The organism is Aeromicrobium marinum DSM 15272, from assembly GCF_000160775.2.
Classification (GTDB): domain Bacteria; phylum Actinomycetota; class Actinomycetes; order Propionibacteriales; family Nocardioidaceae; genus Aeromicrobium; species Aeromicrobium marinum.
This window is the reverse complement of sequence record NZ_CM001024.1, coordinates 433,639-450,760: the sequence shown is the minus strand read 5'-3', so window position 1 is coordinate 450,760 and position 17,122 is coordinate 433,639. Positions and strand designations below refer to the sequence as shown.

At 72.1% G+C, this 17,122-nt stretch carries 24 protein-coding genes; 10 read left to right on the top strand and 14 right to left on the bottom strand.

The features are described from left to right. Together HMPREF0063_RS02490 and HMPREF0063_RS02485 are read right to left on the bottom strand one after the other, a co-directional pair. On the bottom strand, positions 1-408 hold the full coding sequence (locus HMPREF0063_RS02490) for a cupin domain-containing protein (RefSeq protein WP_007077072.1): 408 nt from the start codon (positions 406-408) through the stop codon (positions 1-3). Further along, entirely contained in the window at positions 405-1,178 is a 774-nt protein-coding gene (locus HMPREF0063_RS02485; RefSeq protein WP_007077071.1) for a phosphotransferase, read from the bottom strand. The genes HMPREF0063_RS02490 and HMPREF0063_RS02485 overlap by 4 nt, the downstream gene beginning before the upstream one ends. A 1-nt stretch (position 1,179) precedes the next feature. On the opposite strand from HMPREF0063_RS02485, the gene HMPREF0063_RS02480 reads away from it, so the two are divergent. After that, positions 1,180-2,430: a YibE/F family protein gene (locus HMPREF0063_RS02480; RefSeq protein ID WP_040320045.1), complete on the top strand. Its 1,251-nt coding sequence runs from the start codon at positions 1,180-1,182 to the stop codon at positions 2,428-2,430. A gap of 16 nt (positions 2,431-2,446) precedes the next feature. Here the strand turns inward: HMPREF0063_RS02480 and HMPREF0063_RS02475 are convergent, their stop codons facing one another. Continuing rightward, positions 2,447-2,980 (bottom strand): DinB family protein, encoded by a 534-nt coding sequence (locus HMPREF0063_RS02475; RefSeq protein WP_007077069.1) that lies wholly within the window; start codon positions 2,978-2,980, stop codon positions 2,447-2,449. A 17-nt stretch (positions 2,981-2,997) separates the two neighbouring features. Here HMPREF0063_RS02475 and HMPREF0063_RS02470 point away from each other — a divergent pair, with 17 nt between their 5' ends. After that, the gene (locus HMPREF0063_RS02470; RefSeq protein ID WP_007077068.1) at positions 2,998-3,408 is read left to right on the top strand and encodes a hypothetical protein; all 411 of its coding nucleotides are present in this window, start codon (positions 2,998-3,000) and stop codon (positions 3,406-3,408) included. Between the two features lie 4 nt (positions 3,409-3,412). Here the strand turns inward: HMPREF0063_RS02470 and HMPREF0063_RS02465 are convergent, their stop codons facing one another. Genes HMPREF0063_RS02465 through HMPREF0063_RS02455 form a run of 3 tightly spaced genes read right to left on the bottom strand, consistent with a single transcriptional unit; the run spans position 3,413 to position 4,558 of the window. Then, entirely contained in the window at positions 3,413-3,601 is a 189-nt protein-coding gene (locus tag HMPREF0063_RS02465) for a helix-hairpin-helix domain-containing protein (protein WP_007077067.1), read from the bottom strand. After that, positions 3,594-4,052 (bottom strand): ribonuclease HI, encoded by a 459-nt coding sequence (rnhA, locus tag HMPREF0063_RS02460; protein WP_007077066.1) that lies wholly within the window; start codon positions 4,050-4,052, stop codon positions 3,594-3,596. Before rnhA ends, HMPREF0063_RS02465 begins: the two co-directional genes overlap by 8 nt. Positions 4,053-4,075: 23 nt before the next feature. After that, positions 4,076-4,558, bottom strand: a complete 483-nt coding sequence (locus HMPREF0063_RS02455) for a YqeB family protein (RefSeq protein WP_007077065.1) — start codon at positions 4,556-4,558, stop codon at positions 4,076-4,078. Positions 4,559-4,674: 116 nt separating this feature from the next. Between HMPREF0063_RS02455 and HMPREF0063_RS02450 the strand changes: the two genes are divergently transcribed. After that, positions 4,675-5,013 carry an HNH endonuclease gene (locus HMPREF0063_RS02450; RefSeq protein WP_040320044.1) on the top strand — a complete coding sequence of 113 codons (339 nt, stop codon included), beginning with the start codon at positions 4,675-4,677 and terminating at the stop codon, positions 5,011-5,013. 3 nt (positions 5,014-5,016) lie between these two features. Here HMPREF0063_RS02450 and HMPREF0063_RS02445 read toward each other — a convergent pair whose 3' ends face one another. Continuing rightward, positions 5,017-6,021, bottom strand: a complete 1,005-nt coding sequence (locus HMPREF0063_RS02445) for an AraC family transcriptional regulator (protein ID WP_040320043.1) — start codon at positions 6,019-6,021, stop codon at positions 5,017-5,019. A gap of 123 nt (positions 6,022-6,144) precedes the next feature. On the opposite strand from HMPREF0063_RS02445, the gene HMPREF0063_RS02440 reads away from it, so the two are divergent. Genes HMPREF0063_RS02440 through HMPREF0063_RS02430 form a run of 3 tightly spaced genes read left to right on the top strand, consistent with a single transcriptional unit; the run spans position 6,145 to position 9,445 of the window. Continuing rightward, a complete protein-coding gene (locus tag HMPREF0063_RS02440) occupies positions 6,145-7,629 on the top strand; it encodes a flavin-containing monooxygenase (protein ID WP_007077062.1) in 1,485 nt (494 codons plus the stop codon). Then, positions 7,626-8,567: an alpha/beta hydrolase gene (locus HMPREF0063_RS02435; RefSeq protein WP_007077061.1), complete on the top strand. Its 942-nt coding sequence runs from the start codon at positions 7,626-7,628 to the stop codon at positions 8,565-8,567. The genes HMPREF0063_RS02440 and HMPREF0063_RS02435 overlap by 4 nt, the downstream gene beginning before the upstream one ends. Then, positions 8,564-9,445 carry a short-chain dehydrogenase/reductase gene (locus HMPREF0063_RS02430; protein WP_007077060.1) on the top strand — a complete coding sequence of 294 codons (882 nt, stop codon included), beginning with the start codon at positions 8,564-8,566 and terminating at the stop codon, positions 9,443-9,445. Before HMPREF0063_RS02435 ends, HMPREF0063_RS02430 begins: the two co-directional genes overlap by 4 nt. On the opposite strand, the gene ychF is transcribed toward HMPREF0063_RS02430, so the two are convergent. From ychF to HMPREF0063_RS02415, 3 genes are read right to left on the bottom strand one after another with little or no spacing between them, the layout of a single operon-like run. Continuing rightward, positions 9,435-10,523: a redox-regulated ATPase YchF gene (gene ychF / locus HMPREF0063_RS02425; protein WP_007077059.1), complete on the bottom strand. Its 1,089-nt coding sequence runs from the start codon at positions 10,521-10,523 to the stop codon at positions 9,435-9,437. The two genes, HMPREF0063_RS02430 and ychF, sit on opposite strands and share 11 nt — an antisense overlap. 36 nt (positions 10,524-10,559) lie before the next feature. Beyond that, complete coding sequence (locus tag HMPREF0063_RS02420) at positions 10,560-10,994, bottom strand: glutaredoxin family protein (protein ID WP_007077058.1); 435 nt, start codon at positions 10,992-10,994, stop codon at positions 10,560-10,562. Positions 10,995-11,027: 33 nt separating this feature from the next. Next, positions 11,028-11,552 (bottom strand): GNAT family N-acetyltransferase, encoded by a 525-nt coding sequence (locus HMPREF0063_RS02415; RefSeq protein ID WP_007077057.1) that lies wholly within the window; start codon positions 11,550-11,552, stop codon positions 11,028-11,030. 32 nt (positions 11,553-11,584) lie between these two features. Here HMPREF0063_RS02415 and HMPREF0063_RS02410 point away from each other — a divergent pair, with 32 nt between their 5' ends. Next, on the top strand, positions 11,585-11,911 hold the full coding sequence (locus HMPREF0063_RS02410) for an antibiotic biosynthesis monooxygenase family protein (protein ID WP_007077056.1): 327 nt from the start codon (positions 11,585-11,587) through the stop codon (positions 11,909-11,911). Between the two features lie 62 nt (positions 11,912-11,973). Continuing rightward, a complete protein-coding gene (locus HMPREF0063_RS02405) occupies positions 11,974-12,396 on the top strand; it encodes a DUF6542 domain-containing protein (RefSeq protein ID WP_007077055.1) in 423 nt (140 codons plus the stop codon). A gap of 19 nt (positions 12,397-12,415) precedes the next feature. Here HMPREF0063_RS02405 and HMPREF0063_RS02400 read toward each other — a convergent pair whose 3' ends face one another. Further along, a complete protein-coding gene (locus HMPREF0063_RS02400; RefSeq protein WP_007077054.1) occupies positions 12,416-13,405 on the bottom strand; it encodes a 4-hydroxy-3-methylbut-2-enyl diphosphate reductase in 990 nt (329 codons plus the stop codon). Between the two features lie 48 nt (positions 13,406-13,453). On the opposite strand from HMPREF0063_RS02400, the gene xseA reads away from it, so the two are divergent. Continuing rightward, positions 13,454-14,671: an exodeoxyribonuclease VII large subunit gene (xseA, locus tag HMPREF0063_RS02395; RefSeq protein WP_007077053.1), complete on the top strand. Its 1,218-nt coding sequence runs from the start codon at positions 13,454-13,456 to the stop codon at positions 14,669-14,671. Next, entirely contained in the window at positions 14,664-14,891 is a 228-nt protein-coding gene (locus HMPREF0063_RS02390; protein WP_007077052.1) for an exodeoxyribonuclease VII small subunit, read from the top strand. Before xseA ends, HMPREF0063_RS02390 begins: the two co-directional genes overlap by 8 nt. Here the strand turns inward: HMPREF0063_RS02390 and HMPREF0063_RS15585 are convergent. The 3 genes from HMPREF0063_RS15585 to HMPREF0063_RS02375 are packed head-to-tail and all read right to left on the bottom strand — an operon-like array spanning position 14,864 to position 17,115. Further along, positions 14,864-15,403: a DUF4245 domain-containing protein gene (locus HMPREF0063_RS15585; RefSeq protein ID WP_050760889.1), complete on the bottom strand. Its 540-nt coding sequence runs from the start codon at positions 15,401-15,403 to the stop codon at positions 14,864-14,866. The two genes, HMPREF0063_RS02390 and HMPREF0063_RS15585, sit on opposite strands and share 28 nt — an antisense overlap. Before the next feature lie 15 nt (positions 15,404-15,418). Continuing rightward, complete coding sequence (locus HMPREF0063_RS02380) at positions 15,419-15,709, bottom strand: hypothetical protein (protein ID WP_007077050.1); 291 nt, start codon at positions 15,707-15,709, stop codon at positions 15,419-15,421. Beyond that, positions 15,706-17,115, bottom strand: coding sequence for a WS/DGAT/MGAT family O-acyltransferase (locus tag HMPREF0063_RS02375; protein WP_007077049.1), 1,410 nt, complete (start codon positions 17,113-17,115; stop codon positions 15,706-15,708). The genes HMPREF0063_RS02380 and HMPREF0063_RS02375 overlap by 4 nt, the downstream gene beginning before the upstream one ends. Between the last annotated feature and the right edge of the window lie 7 nt (positions 17,116-17,122).

Sequence of the window (17,122 nt, the reverse complement as noted above, 5' to 3'; positions counted from 1 at the left end):
TCAGGCGAGCTCGAAGTCGTCGAAGTCGAAGCCGGGCGACACCAGGCAGCTGACCAGTGCGTCCTCGTCCGCAGCAACCGTGCGCTGCCACCACCCGGCCGGGACGAGCACGTGCGGTTCGGTGGCGAGGCTGCACGCGACCGTGGTGACCTCGCCGGGACGCTCACCCTCGCCGCCGAGCTCCAGGGTGACCTCACCGGTCTGCGCGACCCACAGCTCGTCGGACGCAACGCGGTGCCAGTCGGAGCGCTCGCCCGCGGGCAGGAGGAACAGGATGAGCGTGGCGGTGGGACGCACCCGGCCGTCGGGCAACGTCACCGTGACGGGCGACGCCCACGTCTGGCGGTACCACCCGCCCTCGGGGTGGGGGGCCAGGTCGAGTCGTTCCGCGGCGGGCGGCCGGGTCATGCCAGGGCCTCCTCGATGGCGGGGATCCGGGTCCGGAAGTCGGCCACCCGGTCGCGGGTGCGCTGCGGCTCCCCTCTCGAAGCGAGGGCGACCATGCCGGGGTCACCCCGCTCGATGCCCGCGGCGATGCGCTCGGTCGCGGTCGTCATGCGGTCGACCACGGCGTTCAGCACGGTGACCGGCCCCCACTCGCCGTAGGTGTCGGCCACGAGGTCGAGCCGGCGTGCCGCATCGACCGGATCGGTCGCCCGGTACAGCGGGACCGCCGTCCAGCACAGGAAGGCCAGGTCGTCGATCGCCCGGCCGGGACCGGCCAGGTCCCAGTCGATCATCCCGACGAAGTGGCCGCTCTGGATGATCCAGTTGTACGCGCCGGGGTCGGCATGACAGATGATCTGACCCGGCTCCAGCTCCGCCGTGCCGCTGCGCCAGGTGAGCGGTTCGGTGGGCCGGAAGTCCTCGACGACGTCGTGGAACTCCCGCAACCACTGGACCGCCTCGACCAGCACGGAGTCGAGCACCACCTCGTCGTCGACCGGCACCCCGCGGCCCTCGATGTAGCTCAGCACCTCACGGCCGTCGTCGTCGAGACCGTGCACGTGCGGGATGCCGCCCAGGCCCTGGTCGGCCAACCAGCGCAGCAGGCGGTGGACCGCGGGGGTCCACGCGCCGGTCGGGCGGTGGACGGTGCGGCCGACCTTCCAGACACCCCCGGTGCCGCCCGGCAGGTGCTCCGGGGTCTCCTCGGTTCCTCGTGGCACGCTGTTCATCGTGACACACAGCCACGCCGCCGGCCATGGCCACTCGCACGGCCACGGGCCCGTCGACCCCGGCCCTCCACGACCCGCCCTGGCCCGTGCCCTCGGTCTCGTCGTCGGGATCGTCGCCGCCGTCGCGCTGACCGGCATGGCGCTGCTGTGGCCCGATGCGGAGAGCGTGCCGGAGGGCCCGGACCCCTTCGCGAACGAGGGCGTCACGCTGGTCGAGGGCACCGTCACGTCGGTGGAGCCGTTCGACTGCGGCAACACCGGCATCGGGCCCGACAACACGCCGGTGGTGCAGGGCGACTGCGCTGACGTGGTCGCCACCACCGAGGACGGCGAGGAAGCCTCCTTCATCCTGGACCCGAGCCGGTTCGTCGGTGGCGGCATGTCGGTGGGCGACGAGGTCGAGCTGGTCCGGTTCCAGCCCCCCGGACAGGCGCCCAGCTACGAGTTCCGCGACTTCACCCGCGGATTCCCCCTGCTGGCGATGACCATCGCCTTCGCCGTGCTGGTGAGTCTGATCGGCCGGTGGCGCGGGGTGTTCGCCCTGCTGGGCATCGGCGTCACCCTGCTGGCGCTGGTGAAGTTCGTCCTCCCGGCGCTGCTCTCGGGCGAACCACCGCTGGCCGTGGCCGTCGTCGGCTCGACCGTCATCATGATCTCGGTGCTGTATCTGGCCCACGGCATCTCGATCCGCACCACCTCGGCCCTGTTCGGCACGCTCTTCGGCATCGCCTTCACCGCGATCGCGGGCGTCCTCGCCACGGGATGGGCCAACCTCACCGGGGTCGGTTCCGAGGACGACCGCCTGCTCGTGGCCACCGCGCCGGAGATCAACCTCTCGGGCGTCGTGGCCGCCACCATGGTGATCGCCGGGCTCGGCGTGCTGAACGACGTCACCGTCACCCAGGCCAGCGCGGTGTGGGAGCTGCGCGCCCTGCAGCCTTTCGCCCGCCGCGTGGACCTGTTCCGCTCCGCGATGCGCATCGGCCGCGACCACATCGCCTCCAGCGTGTACACGCTGGTGTTCGCCTACGCCGGGTCGGCGATGACGGTGATGCTGCTGATCACCGCCTACCAGCGCGATCTGCTCGACGCCGTCACGACCGAGGAGATCGCCCAGGAGGTCGTGCGCACGTTGATCGGCGCGATCGGTCTGGTGCTCGCCGTGCCGGTCACGACGGCGTTCGCCGTGTGGCTCGCCCCGCCGGGCGAGACCGTCGAGACGTCCGGCGGGTCGGGCAGCCACGCCGCCTGACCGGGGCAGCCGTGACTCAGTACCCCGTCACGCCGTCGACGGCCTCGCGCAGCAGGTCGGCGTGACCGAGGTGGCGGGCGTACTCCTCGACCAGGTGCACCAGGACCCATCGCAGGTTGACGGTCTGACCGTGGTGCCGGCCCGGCAACGGTGCGTCGAGATCGGTGACGCCGCGCACCCGCTCGCGGGAGACCGGCAGCTCGGCGAGGTACCGCTCGAGGTCCGCCAGCGCGGTCTCGGGACGGGCCCCGGCGAAGTCTCCGTCGCGATCGGTCTCGCGGTACAGCGGCGGCAGCTCGAGCCCGGCGACGACGGTGCCGCACCAGAACTGCTCCACGAACGTCAGGTGCCTGACGATGCCGGCCAGCGTCAGGCCCGACGGCGGGACCGACCGGGTGCAGAGCTGCTCGGGCGTGAGTCCGGCGACCTTCAGGGGCACCGAGGCCCGGTAGAAGTCCAGCCAGGACTCCAGGGAGTCCCGGTCCCCGGCCAGCCGCGGCGGACCGATGCGGGGCTCCTCGGGATCGGGCGCCGTGCGGACGTCGCTCATCCCCCTACGCTAGCCGCGTGAGCCCGGAGACTGCCCTGCTGGCTGCGACGGCCGTCCACCTGGGGTTCCAGCTGGTGGTGACGACGGTGGTGTATCCGGCGCTGGCCGCGGTGACCGACGAGTCCTGGGTGACCGCGCACGCCGCCCACTCGAGCCGGATCGCGGTCGTGGTCGCGCCGCTGTACCTGACGCTGGCAGCGGTGGGTCTGTGGGTGCTGCTCGACGCGGACCTCACCGCGGTGATCTGGCTCGCGCTGGCAGGCACGGGCGTGGCGTGCTTCACCACCGCCTTGGTGGCCGCTCCCGCCCACGGGCGGCTGGGTCGGGACGGCCGCGCCGCTGCCCTGATGACAAGCCTGAGGTGGGCGGACGCGGTGCGCACCGTCGGCGCCGCCGTCGCTCTGGTCGCGGCCGCCGTGGCCGTCTGACCGGTCAGGCGCGCGCCTCGGTCAACCGGCGCACCGCTGACGGACCGAAGCCGTGCAGGGCCAGCAGCTCGTCGAGGTCGGCCGGCAGGTCGGCCACGGTCGAGTAGCCGGCGTCGATCAACGCCCCGGTGGCGGGTCGACCGATGCGGACACCGTCGAACACCGGACCCCGGTCCTCCGTCGCTTCACCCACGGGACGCCGCCATCGCCTCGGCCATCCCCCGGGTGGCCAGCTGGTCGGCCAGCTCGTTGTCGGGCACCCCACTGTGGCCCTTGACCCAGAACCACTCGACCTCGTGCTGCTCACAGGCCGCCTTGAGCCGCTTCCACAGGTCGACGTTCTTGACCGGCTGCTTCGCCGAGGTGCGCCAGCCGTTGCGCTCCCAGCCGGCCATCCACTGGGTGATGCCGCCCCGCACGTAGGTGCTGTCGGTGTGCAGGTGCACCAGCACCGGCCGGGTCAGCGCCTCCAGCGCCATGATCGGCGCGGTGAGCTCCATCCGGTTGTTGGTCGTGATGCCCGGCTCACCGCCGTACAGCTCGCGGACGTGGCTCCCCTGCCGCAGCACCGCTCCCCAGCCACCCGGGCCGGGATTGGGGGTGCAGCCGCCGTCGGTGTGGATGATCACGGGCTCCTGGGTCACGCTGCCATGGTCCCATCCGACGGTCAGTTCGACTCCCAGGGCCAGCCACGGGCGAGGAACACCTCGCGCACCCGATCACGCTTCGCCTCGAGCGGTCGGGCGAACAGGACCCTGCCCCCTTCGCCGTCGACGACCACCTTCTTGCCGTCGCGGTGGATGCCGAGGACCTGGTCGCGGCGCAGGGTGCGGCGGTCGTCGCCGTGCACCAGGACCAGGGTGTCGTCGTGGACCTCGATCCGGTGCTCGTCCCAGATGGTCACCAGGGCGAGGGCGACACCGGCGAGCAGGCCCACCCCGACCCGCGCTGCGGCGGCCCACGGCTGGTCGAACGACGAGACCCAGTTCCCGACCTCACGGAACGGCACCAGGGGGACGCCGCTCAGCAGGTCCAGCACCCACGGCAGGATCGCGAGGAGGACCGCTCCTCCGGCGCCGAGCAGCACCACGGTCCACCGCCGGTCCTCCCGGGACATGCCCAGCACGTCGTGGTCCTGCGAACTCTCCATGGTCCGGACGCTAGCGGCGTCCCGGGACCGGTCTCATCGCCCGATCGGCCACGGCACCGTCAGCCGAAAGTCACGGGGTCCACCGATCCGGAGTCCCGCCGCCCTAGGCTCGGCGCGTGCCCACCAGGAGCAGAGCCGCGACCCACGCGCGCCGGCGCAAGCGCCGGATGGCGAAGGTCGAGCACGACCTCACCGAGCTGCAGTGGGACGCCCTGGTGGCGACGTGGGCCGGGTGCGCCTACTGCGGGGCGACGGACCGGGCTCTGCAGAAGGACTGCATGCTGCCGATCTCCCGCGGGGGCCGCTACACCGTCACGAACGTCGTCCCGGCGTGCGGCTCCTGCAACGCCAGCAAGTGCAACACCGAGGTGACCACGTGGTTGCGCCGCAAGAAGCTCGACGAGGGCCGGTTCCTGCTCCGCCAGGCCGAGATCCTCGGGCTCGTGCTGCGCTGACGCTCAACCCGGACCGCGCAGGCCGGCCCGGACCTGCGACGGCGTCTGACCGAACCATCGACGGCACGACCGGTTCAAGGAGCTCTGCTCGGCGTAGCCGAGCAGAGCGGCGACCTGGCTGAGGTGCAGGCCCGGCTGGGCCAGGTAGTGGGCTGCCTGGTCCTTCCGGGCGCTCTCGATCAGGTCCTGGCACCGGACGCCCTCGCGGGCGAGCTGGCGCTGAAGGGTCCGCGGGTGCAGGTTCAGCTGATCGGCGATGGAGTCGATCGTGCAGCTGCCGGTCATCAGCAACCGGCGGGCCAGTTCGCTGGTGCGTTCAGCCAGGGTCGCCGTCCCCACGGGGTACCGGGACTCCAGGTACATCACGGCGATGCGCTGCGTCTCCGGGTGGGCGGTGTCGATGGGCCGGGCCGCCAGCTCCGGGCTCACCTCGAAGCCGCACCACGCCTGCCCGAACCTGACGGGGCAGCCGAGCACGCGCTCGTAGGCGGCGTCCGGCGCAGTCTGCTGGTGCGTGAAGGAGACGGCGATCGGACCGCTGCCTCCCAGCAGACGCAGGATCTGGACCACGATCCCCATGCTCACCTCATAGGACTGACGGAGGTCGTCGAGGAACGGTTCGTCGACCTCGTACTCGAAGCGCAGGTGGGGACCCTCGCCGGCAAAGGCCTCCATGCGCAGCGCCGGTGAGTGCGCGTAGAGGTAGCGGGCGATCGCCCCGAGCGCCTCCTGGACGGTCGGATTGTTCCGCGCGATGACCGCCACGGGTCCGAGCATGTCCAGGCCCTGCCACCCCGACAGCCGCAGGCCCAGGTCCGGACAGTCCAGCTCGGCTGCCGTGGTCTCCAGCAGTCGGACGTATCCGCGGACGGACACGAAGCCCTCGGGCTGCGTCTCGACGCCGGGTTCGATCCCGAACCTGCTCCTCAGCGCCGCCGGGTCCCCGCCCAGCTGGGTGACCAGCTCGTCGTAGCCCCACAGCGCGCTGGCACGGAGCAGGCTTCCCACCGTGGACCTCCTGTCGCGAAATGACAAAAGTATGTCGCAGCCTGTCAAGACCAGGGCGGCACCGAGCCCGCAGTGTGGGGGAAGGAACCCTGCACGTGCAGGCCGAGCGAACGTGAGGAAGCCATGAACACCCAGCACTTCGACACCCTGATCATCGGCGCCGGGCTGTCCGGCATCGGTACCGCGTGCCAGATCCAGCAGGCCTTCCCCGAGCGCGAGATCGCCATCCTCGAGCGCCGCGACCGCCTCGGCGGCACCTGGGACCTGTTCCGGTACCCGGGTGTCCGCTCCGACTCCGACATGCTCACCTTCGGCTACAAGTTCCGCCCGTGGCACGACGTCAAGGTCCTGGCCGACGGCGCGTCGATCCGTGACTACATCGCCGACACGGCCGCGGAGTACGGGGTCGACGAGAAGATCCACTACGGCCTCAGGACCACCACCGCGGAGTTCTCCACCGCGGAGGCGCGCTGGACCGTGACGGCCGTGCACGAGGCGTCCGGCGAGGTCCGCACGTTCGCCGCCGACTTCCTCATCAGCTGCACCGGCTACTACGACTACGACGCCGGCCACCTCCCGACGTTCCCGGGCATCGAGGCGTTCACGGGCCGGACGGTCCACCCGCAGCACTGGCCCGAGGACCTCGACCACACCGGCAAGCGAGTCGTGGTCATCGGCAGCGGCGCCACGGCCGTGACCCTCGTCCCCGCGATGGCGGACCGGGCCGAGCACGTGACGATGCTGCAACGGTCACCCTCCTACGTCTTCGCCCTGCCGGCCCTCGACAAGATCTCCCGGGCGCTGTGCCACGTGCTGCCCGACCGGTGGGTCTTCGAGCTCGGCCGCCGGCGCAACATCGCCATCCAGAACTGGATGTACCGGGCGTGCCGGCGGTGGCCCCGACAAACGCGGCGATTCCTGCTGTCCCAGGTGCGACGCAAGGTCGGGCCGTCGGTCGACATGCGCCACTTCACCCCGGAGTACATGCCGTGGGACGAGCGCCTCTGCGCCGTGCCGGACGGCGACCTCTTCGCGGTGCTGGCCGCGGGCGACGCCTCGGTCGTGACCGACCACATCGACACCTTCACCGAGGACGGCATCCTCCTGAGGTCGGGCGCACGGCTGGAGGCGGACATCGTCGTCACGGCCACCGGTCTCAACGTCCAGATGCTCGGCGGCATGGAGCTGTTCGTCGACGGCGACCGTCGCGCGCTGCACGACCACCTCACGTACAAAGGCGTCCTGATCGAGGGCATCCCGAACCTCGCCTGGATCTTCGGCTACACCAACGCGCCCTGGACGTTGAAGTCCGACATCGCCGGGCGGTACCTCTGCCGTCTGTTCGCCCACATGGACGAGCACGGCCTCACGGTCGCCACCCCCCACGACGCCGACGGCTCGGCGCTCGACGAGGGCATGCTCGACATGCTGCGGTCGGGCTACGTGCAACGAGCCAAGGAGACGCTCCCCCGTCAGGGCAGGGGCGAGCCGTGGAAGGTCCTGATGCACTACGGCCGCGACAGCCAGGTCCTCCTGCAGGATCCCGTCGACGACGGCGCCGTGCGGTTCGACGTCGCCCGTGCGGCCGACGAGGTGCCGGTCGCATGACCCGGCGGCAGGACGTCTCCTTCACGAGCCACGGCGTCACCTGTCGCGCCTGGCACTTCACCGCGACGAGTGACGCGCTCAGCACCGCCGACGGCCGCCCGTGCGTCGTGATGGCCCACGGGTTCGGCGGTACGCGTGACACCGGCCTGGCGGGCTACGCCGAGGGGTTCGCGCGGGCCGGCCTGGACGTGCTGCTCTTCGACTACCGGGGCTTCGGCGACTCCGACGGCGCTCCCCGCCAGCACATCTCGTTCCGGCGTCAACGCGCCGACTACCGCGCAGCCGTCGCCGCCGCCCGTGGCATCGACGGTGTCGACGCCGACCGCATCGTGCTCTGGGGCACGTCGTACTCAGGCGGCCACGTCCTCGCCGTGGCGGCGAAGGACCACCGGATCGCGGCGGTCGTCTCCATGACACCGGCCGTCGACGGCTCGGCCGCCCTGCTCGCCATGGTGAGGCACCGCGGTCCGCGCAGCCTCGCCGTCCTGGTGGGACACGGGCTCATCGATGTCGGCCGTCTGCTGACCCGACGCAGCCCACACCATCTCGCGGTCGTCGGGGAGCCGGCGTCGGTGGCCGTCATCACGGCACCGGGCGCGCTCACGGGCTACCTCGCGGTCGCCGGTCCCACGTGGCGCAACGAGGTGTGCGCCCGGACCACCCTCGAGGTCGCGTTCAACCGGCCGGCACGGTTCGCCGCACGCGTGCGATCACCGTTGCTGGTCCAGATCGGCGAGCACGACACGGTCGCCCCGCCCCGTGCGGCGGCCCGGGCCGCAGCAGCGGGGACGTACGCCCGGACCCACACCTACCCGATCGACCACTTCGACGTGTACGACGGCCCCTGGCAGCAACAGGCGCTGTCCGACCAGGTCGCCTTCCTCCTGCAGTCCCCCGGCGTGACGCCTCACGCCCGACAGAAAGTGATGAACCCATGAGCAGCTTCTCCGTGAAGGGCAAGGTCGCCCTGATCACCGGCGGCGCACGCGGCATCGGCTACGAGACCGCGCGCCACCTGCACGAGCGTGGCGCCAGGATCGCCCTGGTCGACCTCGACCCCCAGGACACCAGCGCCTCGGCCGCTCGGCTGGGACCGGACGTCGTCGGGCTGTCCGCCGACGTGACCGACGCGGCCGCCATGGCCGCCGTCGTCGACCGAGTGGTCGAGCGGTTCGGCCGCCTCGACATCGTCGTGGCCAACGCGGGCATCGCTCCGGCACCCAACACGACCCACTCCATGGGCGCGGAGGAGTTCGAGCGGGTGCTGGAGGTCAACGCCCTCGGCGTGTACCGCACGGTGAAGCCCGCCCTGCCCCACATCGTCGCCCACGGCGGTCATGTCGTGGTCGTGGCCTCGGTCTACGCGTTCGTCAACGGTGTCCTGATGGCGCCGTACGCGATGTCGAAGGCTGCGGTCGAGCAGTTCGGTCGGGCGCTGCGCGGCGAGCTGGCGCAGCACGGCGCCTCTGCCAGCGTGGCGTACTTCGGCTTCATCGACACCGCCATGGTCCGCGAGGGGTTCGCCAGCACCATGGCGCAACGCTTCGAGGCCACCTTCCCCGGCTTCCTCCGCAAGCGTCTGCAGCCCGCCGTCGCCGGTCAGGCGATCGCCGACGGCATCGAACGTCGCGCGGCCCGGATCATCGCGCCGCGGCGGTGGAGCGTCTACTCGGTGCTCCGGGGCGTGCTCAACCCCGGTCTCGATCGCCGGACCCGAAGCCACCGCGAGATCCAGGCGGTGCTCCGCGACATCGAGCTGGGGGAAGCGGCCGCGCCCGCCGAGCTGACGGGCCGGACCGCACCGACTACACGTTGAAGCGGAACTCCACCACGTCGCCGTCGGCCATCACGTAGTCCTTGCCCTCCATGCGCACCTTGCCGACGCTCTTGGCGGCCGCCATGGATCCCGCCTCGACCAGGTCGTCGAACGACACGATCTCGGCCTTGATGAAGCCGCGCTCGAAGTCGGTGTGGATGACACCGGCGGCCTGGGGGGCGGTGGCGCCCTTCGGGATGGTCCACGCCCGCGACTCCTTGGGGCCGGCCGTGAGGTACGTCTGCAGGCCCAGGGTGTCGAACCCGACCCGGGCGAGCGCGTCCAGGCCCGGCTCCTCGACCCCCATGTCGGCCAGCATCTCGGCGCGCATCTGCTCGGCGTCCTCGTCGTCGCCCAGCTCGACCAGCTCGGCCTCGGCGCGGGCGTCGAGGAAGATCGCCTCGGCCGGGGCCACCAGGTCGCGCATACGGCCCTTGAGCTCGTCGTCGTTCAGCTCCTCGGCGTCGCAGTTGAACACGTAGATGAACCGCTTGGAGGTCATCAGGTGCAGGTCGCGCAGCAGGGCCAGGTCGAGCCCGGCGTTCAGCACTCCGTCGCCGGCCTCGAGCGCGGCCTTGGCCTTCGTGACCTCGTCGAGCACCGGCACGAGCGACTTGTCCTTGCGGGACTCCTTGTCCAGCCGGGGCAGCGCGTTGTCGACCGTCTGCAGGTCGGCCAGCACCAGCTCGATCGAGATCGTCTCGATGTCGTTGGCCGGGTTGACGTCGCCGTCGACGTGGGTCACGTCCTCGTCGCGGAACACCCGCGTCACCTGGCAGATCGCGTCGGACTCGCGGATGTGCGACAGGAACTTGTTGCCCATCCCCTCGCCCTCGGACGCGCCCCGGACGATGCCGGCGATGTCGACGAACTGCACCGTGGCGGGCAGGATCTTCTCGGACCCGAAGATCTCGGCGAGCGCGGCCAACCGCGAGTCGGGCACCCCCACCACGCCCACGTTCGGCTCGATCGTCGCGAACGGGTAGTTCGCCGCGAGCACGTCGTTCTTGGTCAGGGCGTTGAAGAGCGTCGACTTGCCTGCGTTGGGGAGTCCGACGATGCCGATGGAGAGAGCCACGAGGGACGATCCTACGGTGTGCCCAGCGGCCGCGGCTCAGGCGCTCGTCGCCGCCAACCGGGCGCGCAGCCAGCTCGGGTCGGGATTGACGTGCGCCTCGCCGTCGATGAGCACCGTCGGCACGGTCTCGTCGCCGCCGGTGGCCTCACGGACCCTCGCCGCCGCGGCGTCGTCGGCCCAGATGTCGGCCCACGTGGCCCGGCCGGCCAGGCCGGAGACCGCGAACCTCAGCTTCAGACAGAAGGGACATCCGGGGCGGAAGAGCACCACCACACCGCCCGCACCCTCGACGCGCTGCCACTGGGCGGTGGGAGCCGAGCCCGGGAAGGGCAGCGGCGAGACGAGCAGACCGGCGGTGGCCAGGACAGCGGCCAGCACCGTCGCGGTCGCGGCGTCGCCGGAGGTCAGCCCACTGACGACAGCCGCGATCGCGCCGAGGAGGAACAGGGTGGCGGGCAGGGTGCGTCGCATGCGTCCACGGTAGGACACCGCGTCACCGTGGGACTACGGCCGCCGGAGCCGGAACGCCCGCAGCTCCCGGTCGTACCAGCAGTCACAGAGACCCAGGTCGGCCATGCCGAGGCGTCGGCAGACGGCCTGCGAGCGCAGGTTGTCCGGGTGGGTCACGGCATGGACCTCGGGCAGCCCGGCGGTGAACGCCCGGTCGACCAACGCGGTCGCCGCCTCCGTCGCGTAGCCGTGCCCCCAGGCGTCGGGCAGGACGTGCCACCCGACCTCGTGGTCGCCGCCGTCGCGGCCCCGACTGGGCGGGATCGGCACCACCAGCACCATCCCGACGGGCGCGCGGCCGTCCTCGAGCTCGACCAGGCGGATCGCCGCAGCCGGGTGGTCCCCGGCGCGGGCCCGGTACCCCGCGATGCGGTCGACCGCCTCGTCCCGGCGGGTCAGCGGCCGACCGTCGCCGCTCCACCGCGCCACCTCGAGACGTCCGAACAGGTCGAGGACGAAGTCGGCGTCGGCGGCGGTGAAGTCCCGCAGCAGGAGTCGTTCGGTCTCGATCACCGTCACGGTCCGTTCCTATCAGGTGTCAGACTCGGGACATGACCGTCATCAAGATCAACGCCATCACCGTGCCCGCCGGTTCCGGGGACGAGCTCGCGCACCGGTTCGCGGCCCGTGCCGGGGCCGTCGACGGCGCCGAGGGCTTCGAGGGCTTCGAGCTGCTCAAGCCCACCGACGACCGTGACCAGTGGCTCGTGGTCACCCGCTGGCGCGACGAGGACTCGTTCCAGGCCTGGGTCGCGTCGCCGTCGTTCGCCGAGGGGCACCGCTCGGCCGTCGAGCGTGCCGGCGGCGAGGCGCCCAAGCCGGTGTCGACGCACAGCGAGGTCTGGAACTACGAGATCGCCGGCGGTTCGCCGGGCTGAGCTGCTCCGACCGCAGGGCGTGGTGCCGGGAATCGCTGGCATCCCGGGACTAGGGTCGGACCATGGCCGCCACGGGGATCCTGTCGCCGGCCGCCTGGGCGCGGCGCGACCTCGACGCCCCCCACGCGGCCCGCCTGGCCTGCGTCGCGCTCGGTCTCGTCCTCGTCGCGGACCTGCTCGACGGCCGCCTCGGCTGGATGTACTCGGCCGGGTTCATCGGCGTCAGCCTCGCGGTCGCCCTCGGCGTCCGCCACCGCAGCCTGTTCGCCGCGGGGCTGCTGCCGGCCGGGCTGATGCTGGGATCCCTGGCGGTCGTGGCCGTGGTCGCCGGTGACGCGATCGTCGTGCCGGGACTGGCCGACACCACCGGAGCGCCGGGTCGCTGGCTGGCCGCGGTCATCGACCGCGGCGTGACGCTGATCGCCGGCTCGGCCGCTGCCGTCGCCGTGATCCTCGTGCGCCTGCGCACCGACCCCGAGGCCTGAACCACTTCGCCCGAGGGGCTCAGAGCCGGCCGGCGGCCTTCATGTCGCGGCGGAGCTCGGGGGGCAGCGCGAAGATCAGGCTCTCGTCGGCGGTGCGGATGGCCCGGGCGTCACCGATGCCCCGCTCGGCGAGGTAGCCGAGCACGTCCTGCACCAGGTCGTCGGGCACCGAGGCGCCCGAGGTGACGCCGACGGTCGTGACGCCCTCCAGCCAGGCCTCGTCGATCTCGCTGATGTCGTCGACGCGGTACGAGGCGGCGGCACCGGCCTCCAGGGCGACCTCGACGAGTCGCACCGAGTTGGAGCTGTTGGCCGAGCCCACCACGATCACCAGGTCGGCGTCCTTGGCGATCTCCTTGACCGCCACCTGCCGGTTCTGCGTGGCGTAGCAGATGTCGTCGGACGGCGGGTCCTCCAGCTGGGGGAACTTCTCACGCAACCGGCGCACCGTCTCCATGGTCTCGTCGACGCTGAGCGTGGTCTGCGAGAGCCACGACAGGGCCGTGCCCTCGGGAAACTCCAGGGCGTCGACGTCGTCGGGGTGCTCGACGAGGGTGATGTGCTCGGGTGCCTCGCCGGCTGTTCCCTCGACCTCCTCGTGACCCTCGTGGCCGATCAGCAGGATCTGCTTGCCCTCCTGGGCGAAGCGGCGGGCCTCGTGGTGCACCTTCGTGACGAGCGGGCACGTGGCGTCGATGGTCTTCAGCTCGCGCTCGGCGGCCTCGGCGTGCACCATCGGCGACACCCCGTGGGCGCTGAACACGACCGTGGCACCCTCGGGCACCTCGTCGAGCTCCTCGACGAAGATCGCGCCCCGGGCGGCGAGGTCGTTGACGACGTGCTTGTTGTGCACGATCTGCTTGCGCACGTAGACCGGTGCGCCGTACAGGTCGAGCGCCTTCTCGACGGTGATCACCGCCCGATCGACGCCGGCGCAGTAGCCGCGGGGGTCGGCGAGGAGGACGGAGCCGCCGAGGGGCGGCATCCCGAGGTCGACCGTGGAGGACATGTCCCCATCCTAACGACCGTGTCTGCGCCGCACCCTAGGGTGAACCGCATGGCCCTCGACACCAGCCCGGACGCACCGGCGCCGCTGCGTCAGGTCTCCCAGCTGATCGGCGGCTACATCGGCCGCCTCGGTGCGGTGTGGGTCGAGGCCGAGGTCGCCCAGCTCAACCGGCGGCCCGGCATCTGCTTCCTCGTGCTGCGCGACCTCGAGGCCAAGATCTCCGTCTCCGCCAAGTGCCACGCGTCGGTGCTCGACGCGGCGGCCGCGCCGGTGACGGCCGGCGCACGCGTCGTGGTCCACGCCCGGCCGTCGTTCTACGAGCCCAACGGCAGCCTGGCGCTCGACATCCGCGAGATCCGTCCCGCCGGTGAGGGCGAGCTGCTGGCCCAGCTCGAACGCCGCAAGCAGCTGCTCGCCGCCGAGGGCCTGTTCGACAGCCGGCTGAAGCACCCGCTGCCCCTGCTGCCCGGTGCCGTCGGGCTGATCACCGGCCGCGACTCCGCCGCCGAGCGTGACGTCCTGCAGAACGCCCGGCTGCGGTGGCCGGCCGTGCGGTTCGAGGTCCGGCACGTCCTCGTCCAGGGGGCCGGCTCCGCCCGCGCCGTCATCGCGGCCGTCGCCGAGCTCGACGCCCACCCCGACGTCGACGTCATCGTCATCGCCCGCGGCGGCGGCTCGGTCGAGGACCTCCTGCCGTTCTCCGACGAGGCGCTCGTGCGGGCCGTCGCGGCGTGCCGCACCCCCGTGGTCAGCGCCATCGGCCACGAGCCGGACACGCCGATCCTCGACCTCGTCGCCGACGTCCGGGCCTCCACCCCCACCGACGCCGCCAAGCGCGTGGTCCCCGATGCCCGCGAGGAGGCGGTCGCCGTCGCCGTGCTGCGCGACCGGGCGGCCACCGCCGTGCGGCAGATGATCGCCCAGCAGCAGGCCGGCCTCGACTCGTGCCGCAGCCGCCCGGTGCTGGCGCGCCCCACGACCGTCGTCGACGAGCAGACCGCCGCCGTGCTCACCGCCCGCGATCGTGGGCGCCAGGCCGTCCTGCGCCGGCTCGACCGGGCCGCTGACGAGATCGGCCACCACCTCGCCCGGGTGCGCGGCCTGTCACCGCTGGCCACCCTTCAGCGCGGCTACGCCGTCGCCCAGTCCGACGACGGCACCGTGCTGACCTCGGTGCACGACGTCCCCGAGCAGTTCACCGTCCGACTCGCCGACGGCCAGGTCCTGGCCGCCCGGCAGTCCGTGCAGGAGGAGACCCATGGCTGACGACCCGCAGATCCCCTACGAGGAGGCCCGCGACGAGCTGATCGCCACGGTCAGCCGGCTCGAGACCGGGGGCACCTCGCTGGCGGAGTCGTTGGCGCTGTGGGAGCGCGGCGAGGAGCTCGCCCGCGTCTGCCAGCAGTGGCTCGACGGGGCACGGGCGAGGCTGGCAGCCGTCGACCCGACCTCGGACGATCAGCCGGCCGACAACAGCGCCACGTAGCGCCGCACGTCGCCGATCGGCGCCGTGCCGGTGGTGACGAGGGTCGTCGCCCCATCGGTCTCGTCGACCAGGGTGATCCGGTCGTCCGGACCCGAGCGCAGCTCCCAGACCCGGTCCCCCACCTCGATCGTGCCGTCGGGCTCGCTGCCCTCCGCGAACCGCTCGACCATCTCGTCGGCGGGCAGGGTGGACTGCTCCAGGCCGATGTAGCGCTCCTGGTCGGTCAGCACCCCCAGGTGCCACAGCTGGTCGGGCCCGGGCGAGAACCGCGCCCCGTTGGCCAGCCAGCCGTCCGGCAGCGTGCCCGGCGACAGCAGGGGGTACTCGACCACCTGGCGCGCGCTCTGGGCGATCGGTTCGTAGTCGACGGGCCGCACGGCGGTCTCGGGGGTCCGGGTCAGGGTCAGACCGGCGACCCACAGGGCCAGCACGATGCCGCCCATCACGGCGACCGACCGCAGGATGTCGCCCATCGAGGGGTTGCCGCGCGACGACGGACGGGACGAGCTCACCGCCCCATCGTACTTTCAGGACAGCAGGGCCCGCACGGCGACGATCTCGTCGGCGGCGTACCAGGCGAGGTGCCCGCTGCCGTCGAGGTCGACGTGGAACGCGGCCACCCGGGCCAGCAGCACCGGGTCGTCCTCGGCGTCGACCTCGGCAGCCACCGCGACCTCTCCGTGCTCGGCAGCGACCTCCAGCGCGGCCAGCTCGTCCTCCTCGTCCTCGCTGGCCGGGACGAACTGCTCGGCGAGCACGGGCTCACCCGCCGCCAACCGGTCGAGGGCTGCGGCATCGAGCCCGAGGTAGACCCTCACCGCGAGCTGCCGCGGTCCGGACGCTTGCGACCCCGAGGGGCCTGGCGGCGCGATGTCTCGCAGGTGTCGACCAGCTCGACGAGCGCCTCCTCGATGCACTGCGCCAGGACGTCGACGTCCGGCACGGCGTCACGGTCGGCGACGATGCCGAAGAACACCTGCCCGTGGTACGAGGTGACCCCGATCGACACCGCCCGGTGACCGGTGAGCGGGATGCACGGGTAGACCTCGTGCAGCTCCCGCCCGGCCATGTACACCGGGTCCTGCGGACCGGGGACGTTCGTGATCGTGATGTGGTGGTCGCGACCGGACTCCGCCAACGCCACCCGTGCGCCCACGGCGTGGAAGGTCGAGGTCGCGAAGCCCGGCAGGTTGGCCAGCTCGTTGGCGGCCACCGCCGAGCCGGTCTCGCGGTGGTCCTTCAACGCGTACGAGACCTGGTGCAGGCGGACCACCGGGTTGGACTCACCCACCGGCAGCGACAGCAGGTGCCCCCGCACCTTCGACCCCAGTGAGGTGGGGAGTCCGTCGGAGACGACCGACATCGGCACCATGGCCCGAAAGCTCGTCTTGGGCGTGACCGGCTCCGCGCGGGTCAGCATCCACCCCCGCAGGCCTCCGGCGATCGAGGCCAGGATGACGTCGTTGACCGTGCCGCCGTGGTGCTCGCGCACCCGCCGGAAGTCCTCGAAGGGAGCGGCCAGGGTGGCGAAACGGCGGTGCCGCGACAGCGTGGCGGACAGCACGCCGGACGGCGTCTGCGGACTGCGGCCCATGCGTGGCATCCGGCGCAGCGCGCGACCGGCGTTGATCTCGGCGATCCGCAGCGCCTCGGTGGGACGGGACAGGTTGAGCCCCACCGAACCGCCGACCAGGCGGGTCACGCCCGGCTGGGTGCGGGCGGTCCACTCCTCGTGGGGGATGTCGCGGGCATGGGCGACCTCCTCCAGCAGCACCTGGGCGAGGTCGACCGTCTCCGAGCCGTCGACGAGCGCCTGGTGGGCTTTGAACAGCAGGGCGGTCCGACCGGACTCCAGACCCTCGACGAGGTACAGCTCCCACAGGGGTCGGTCGAGGTCGAGGCGACGGGCCACGAGCCGGCCGACCAGCTCGTTGAGGGACGCACGCGTGCCCGGCTTCGGCAGGGCCGAGCGTCGCACGTGCAGCGTGATGTCGAAGTGCTCGTCGTCGACCCACACCGGGGTGCCGAGCGCCCCGGGGACCCGACGGGCCACCTGGCGGTACCGCGGCACCAGGTCGATGCGCTCGTTGATGACCTGGATCAGCCGGTCGTAGTCCAGCGGCGTGTCACCGCCCTCGACGATGGCGAGGGACGCGATCTGCCGGGGGACGTTGGCGCTGTCCTTGTACAGGAAGGTCGCGTCCAGAGGGCTCAGCCGTTGCATGCGTCTC

Coding starts and splice junctions, on each gene's coding strand:
- HMPREF0063_RS02490 (WP_007077072.1), bottom strand. CDS start 408: ATGACCCGGCCGCCCGCCGCGGAACGACTCGACCTGGCCCCCCACCCC.
- HMPREF0063_RS02485 (WP_007077071.1), bottom strand. CDS start 1,178: ATGAACAGCGTGCCACGAGGAACCGAGGAGACCCCGGAGCACCTGCCG.
- HMPREF0063_RS02475 (WP_007077069.1), bottom strand. CDS start 2,980: ATGAGCGACGTCCGCACGGCGCCCGATCCCGAGGAGCCCCGCATCGGT.
- HMPREF0063_RS02455 (WP_007077065.1), bottom strand. CDS start 4,558: ATGGAGAGTTCGCAGGACCACGACGTGCTGGGCATGTCCCGGGAGGAC.
- HMPREF0063_RS02440 (WP_007077062.1), top strand. CDS start 6,145: ATGAACACCCAGCACTTCGACACCCTGATCATCGGCGCCGGGCTGTCC.
- HMPREF0063_RS02435 (WP_007077061.1), top strand. CDS start 7,626: ATGACCCGGCGGCAGGACGTCTCCTTCACGAGCCACGGCGTCACCTGT.
- HMPREF0063_RS02430 (WP_007077060.1), top strand. CDS start 8,564: ATGAGCAGCTTCTCCGTGAAGGGCAAGGTCGCCCTGATCACCGGCGGC.
- HMPREF0063_RS02420 (WP_007077058.1), bottom strand. CDS start 10,994: ATGCGACGCACCCTGCCCGCCACCCTGTTCCTCCTCGGCGCGATCGCG.
- HMPREF0063_RS02410 (WP_007077056.1), top strand. CDS start 11,585: ATGACCGTCATCAAGATCAACGCCATCACCGTGCCCGCCGGTTCCGGG.
- HMPREF0063_RS02405 (WP_007077055.1), top strand. CDS start 11,974: ATGGCCGCCACGGGGATCCTGTCGCCGGCCGCCTGGGCGCGGCGCGAC.
- HMPREF0063_RS02400 (WP_007077054.1), bottom strand. CDS start 13,405: ATGTCCTCCACGGTCGACCTCGGGATGCCGCCCCTCGGCGGCTCCGTC.
- xseA (WP_007077053.1), top strand. CDS start 13,454: ATGGCCCTCGACACCAGCCCGGACGCACCGGCGCCGCTGCGTCAGGTC.
- HMPREF0063_RS02390 (WP_007077052.1), top strand. CDS start 14,664: ATGGCTGACGACCCGCAGATCCCCTACGAGGAGGCCCGCGACGAGCTG.
- HMPREF0063_RS02375 (WP_007077049.1), bottom strand. CDS start 17,115: ATGCAACGGCTGAGCCCTCTGGACGCGACCTTCCTGTACAAGGACAGC.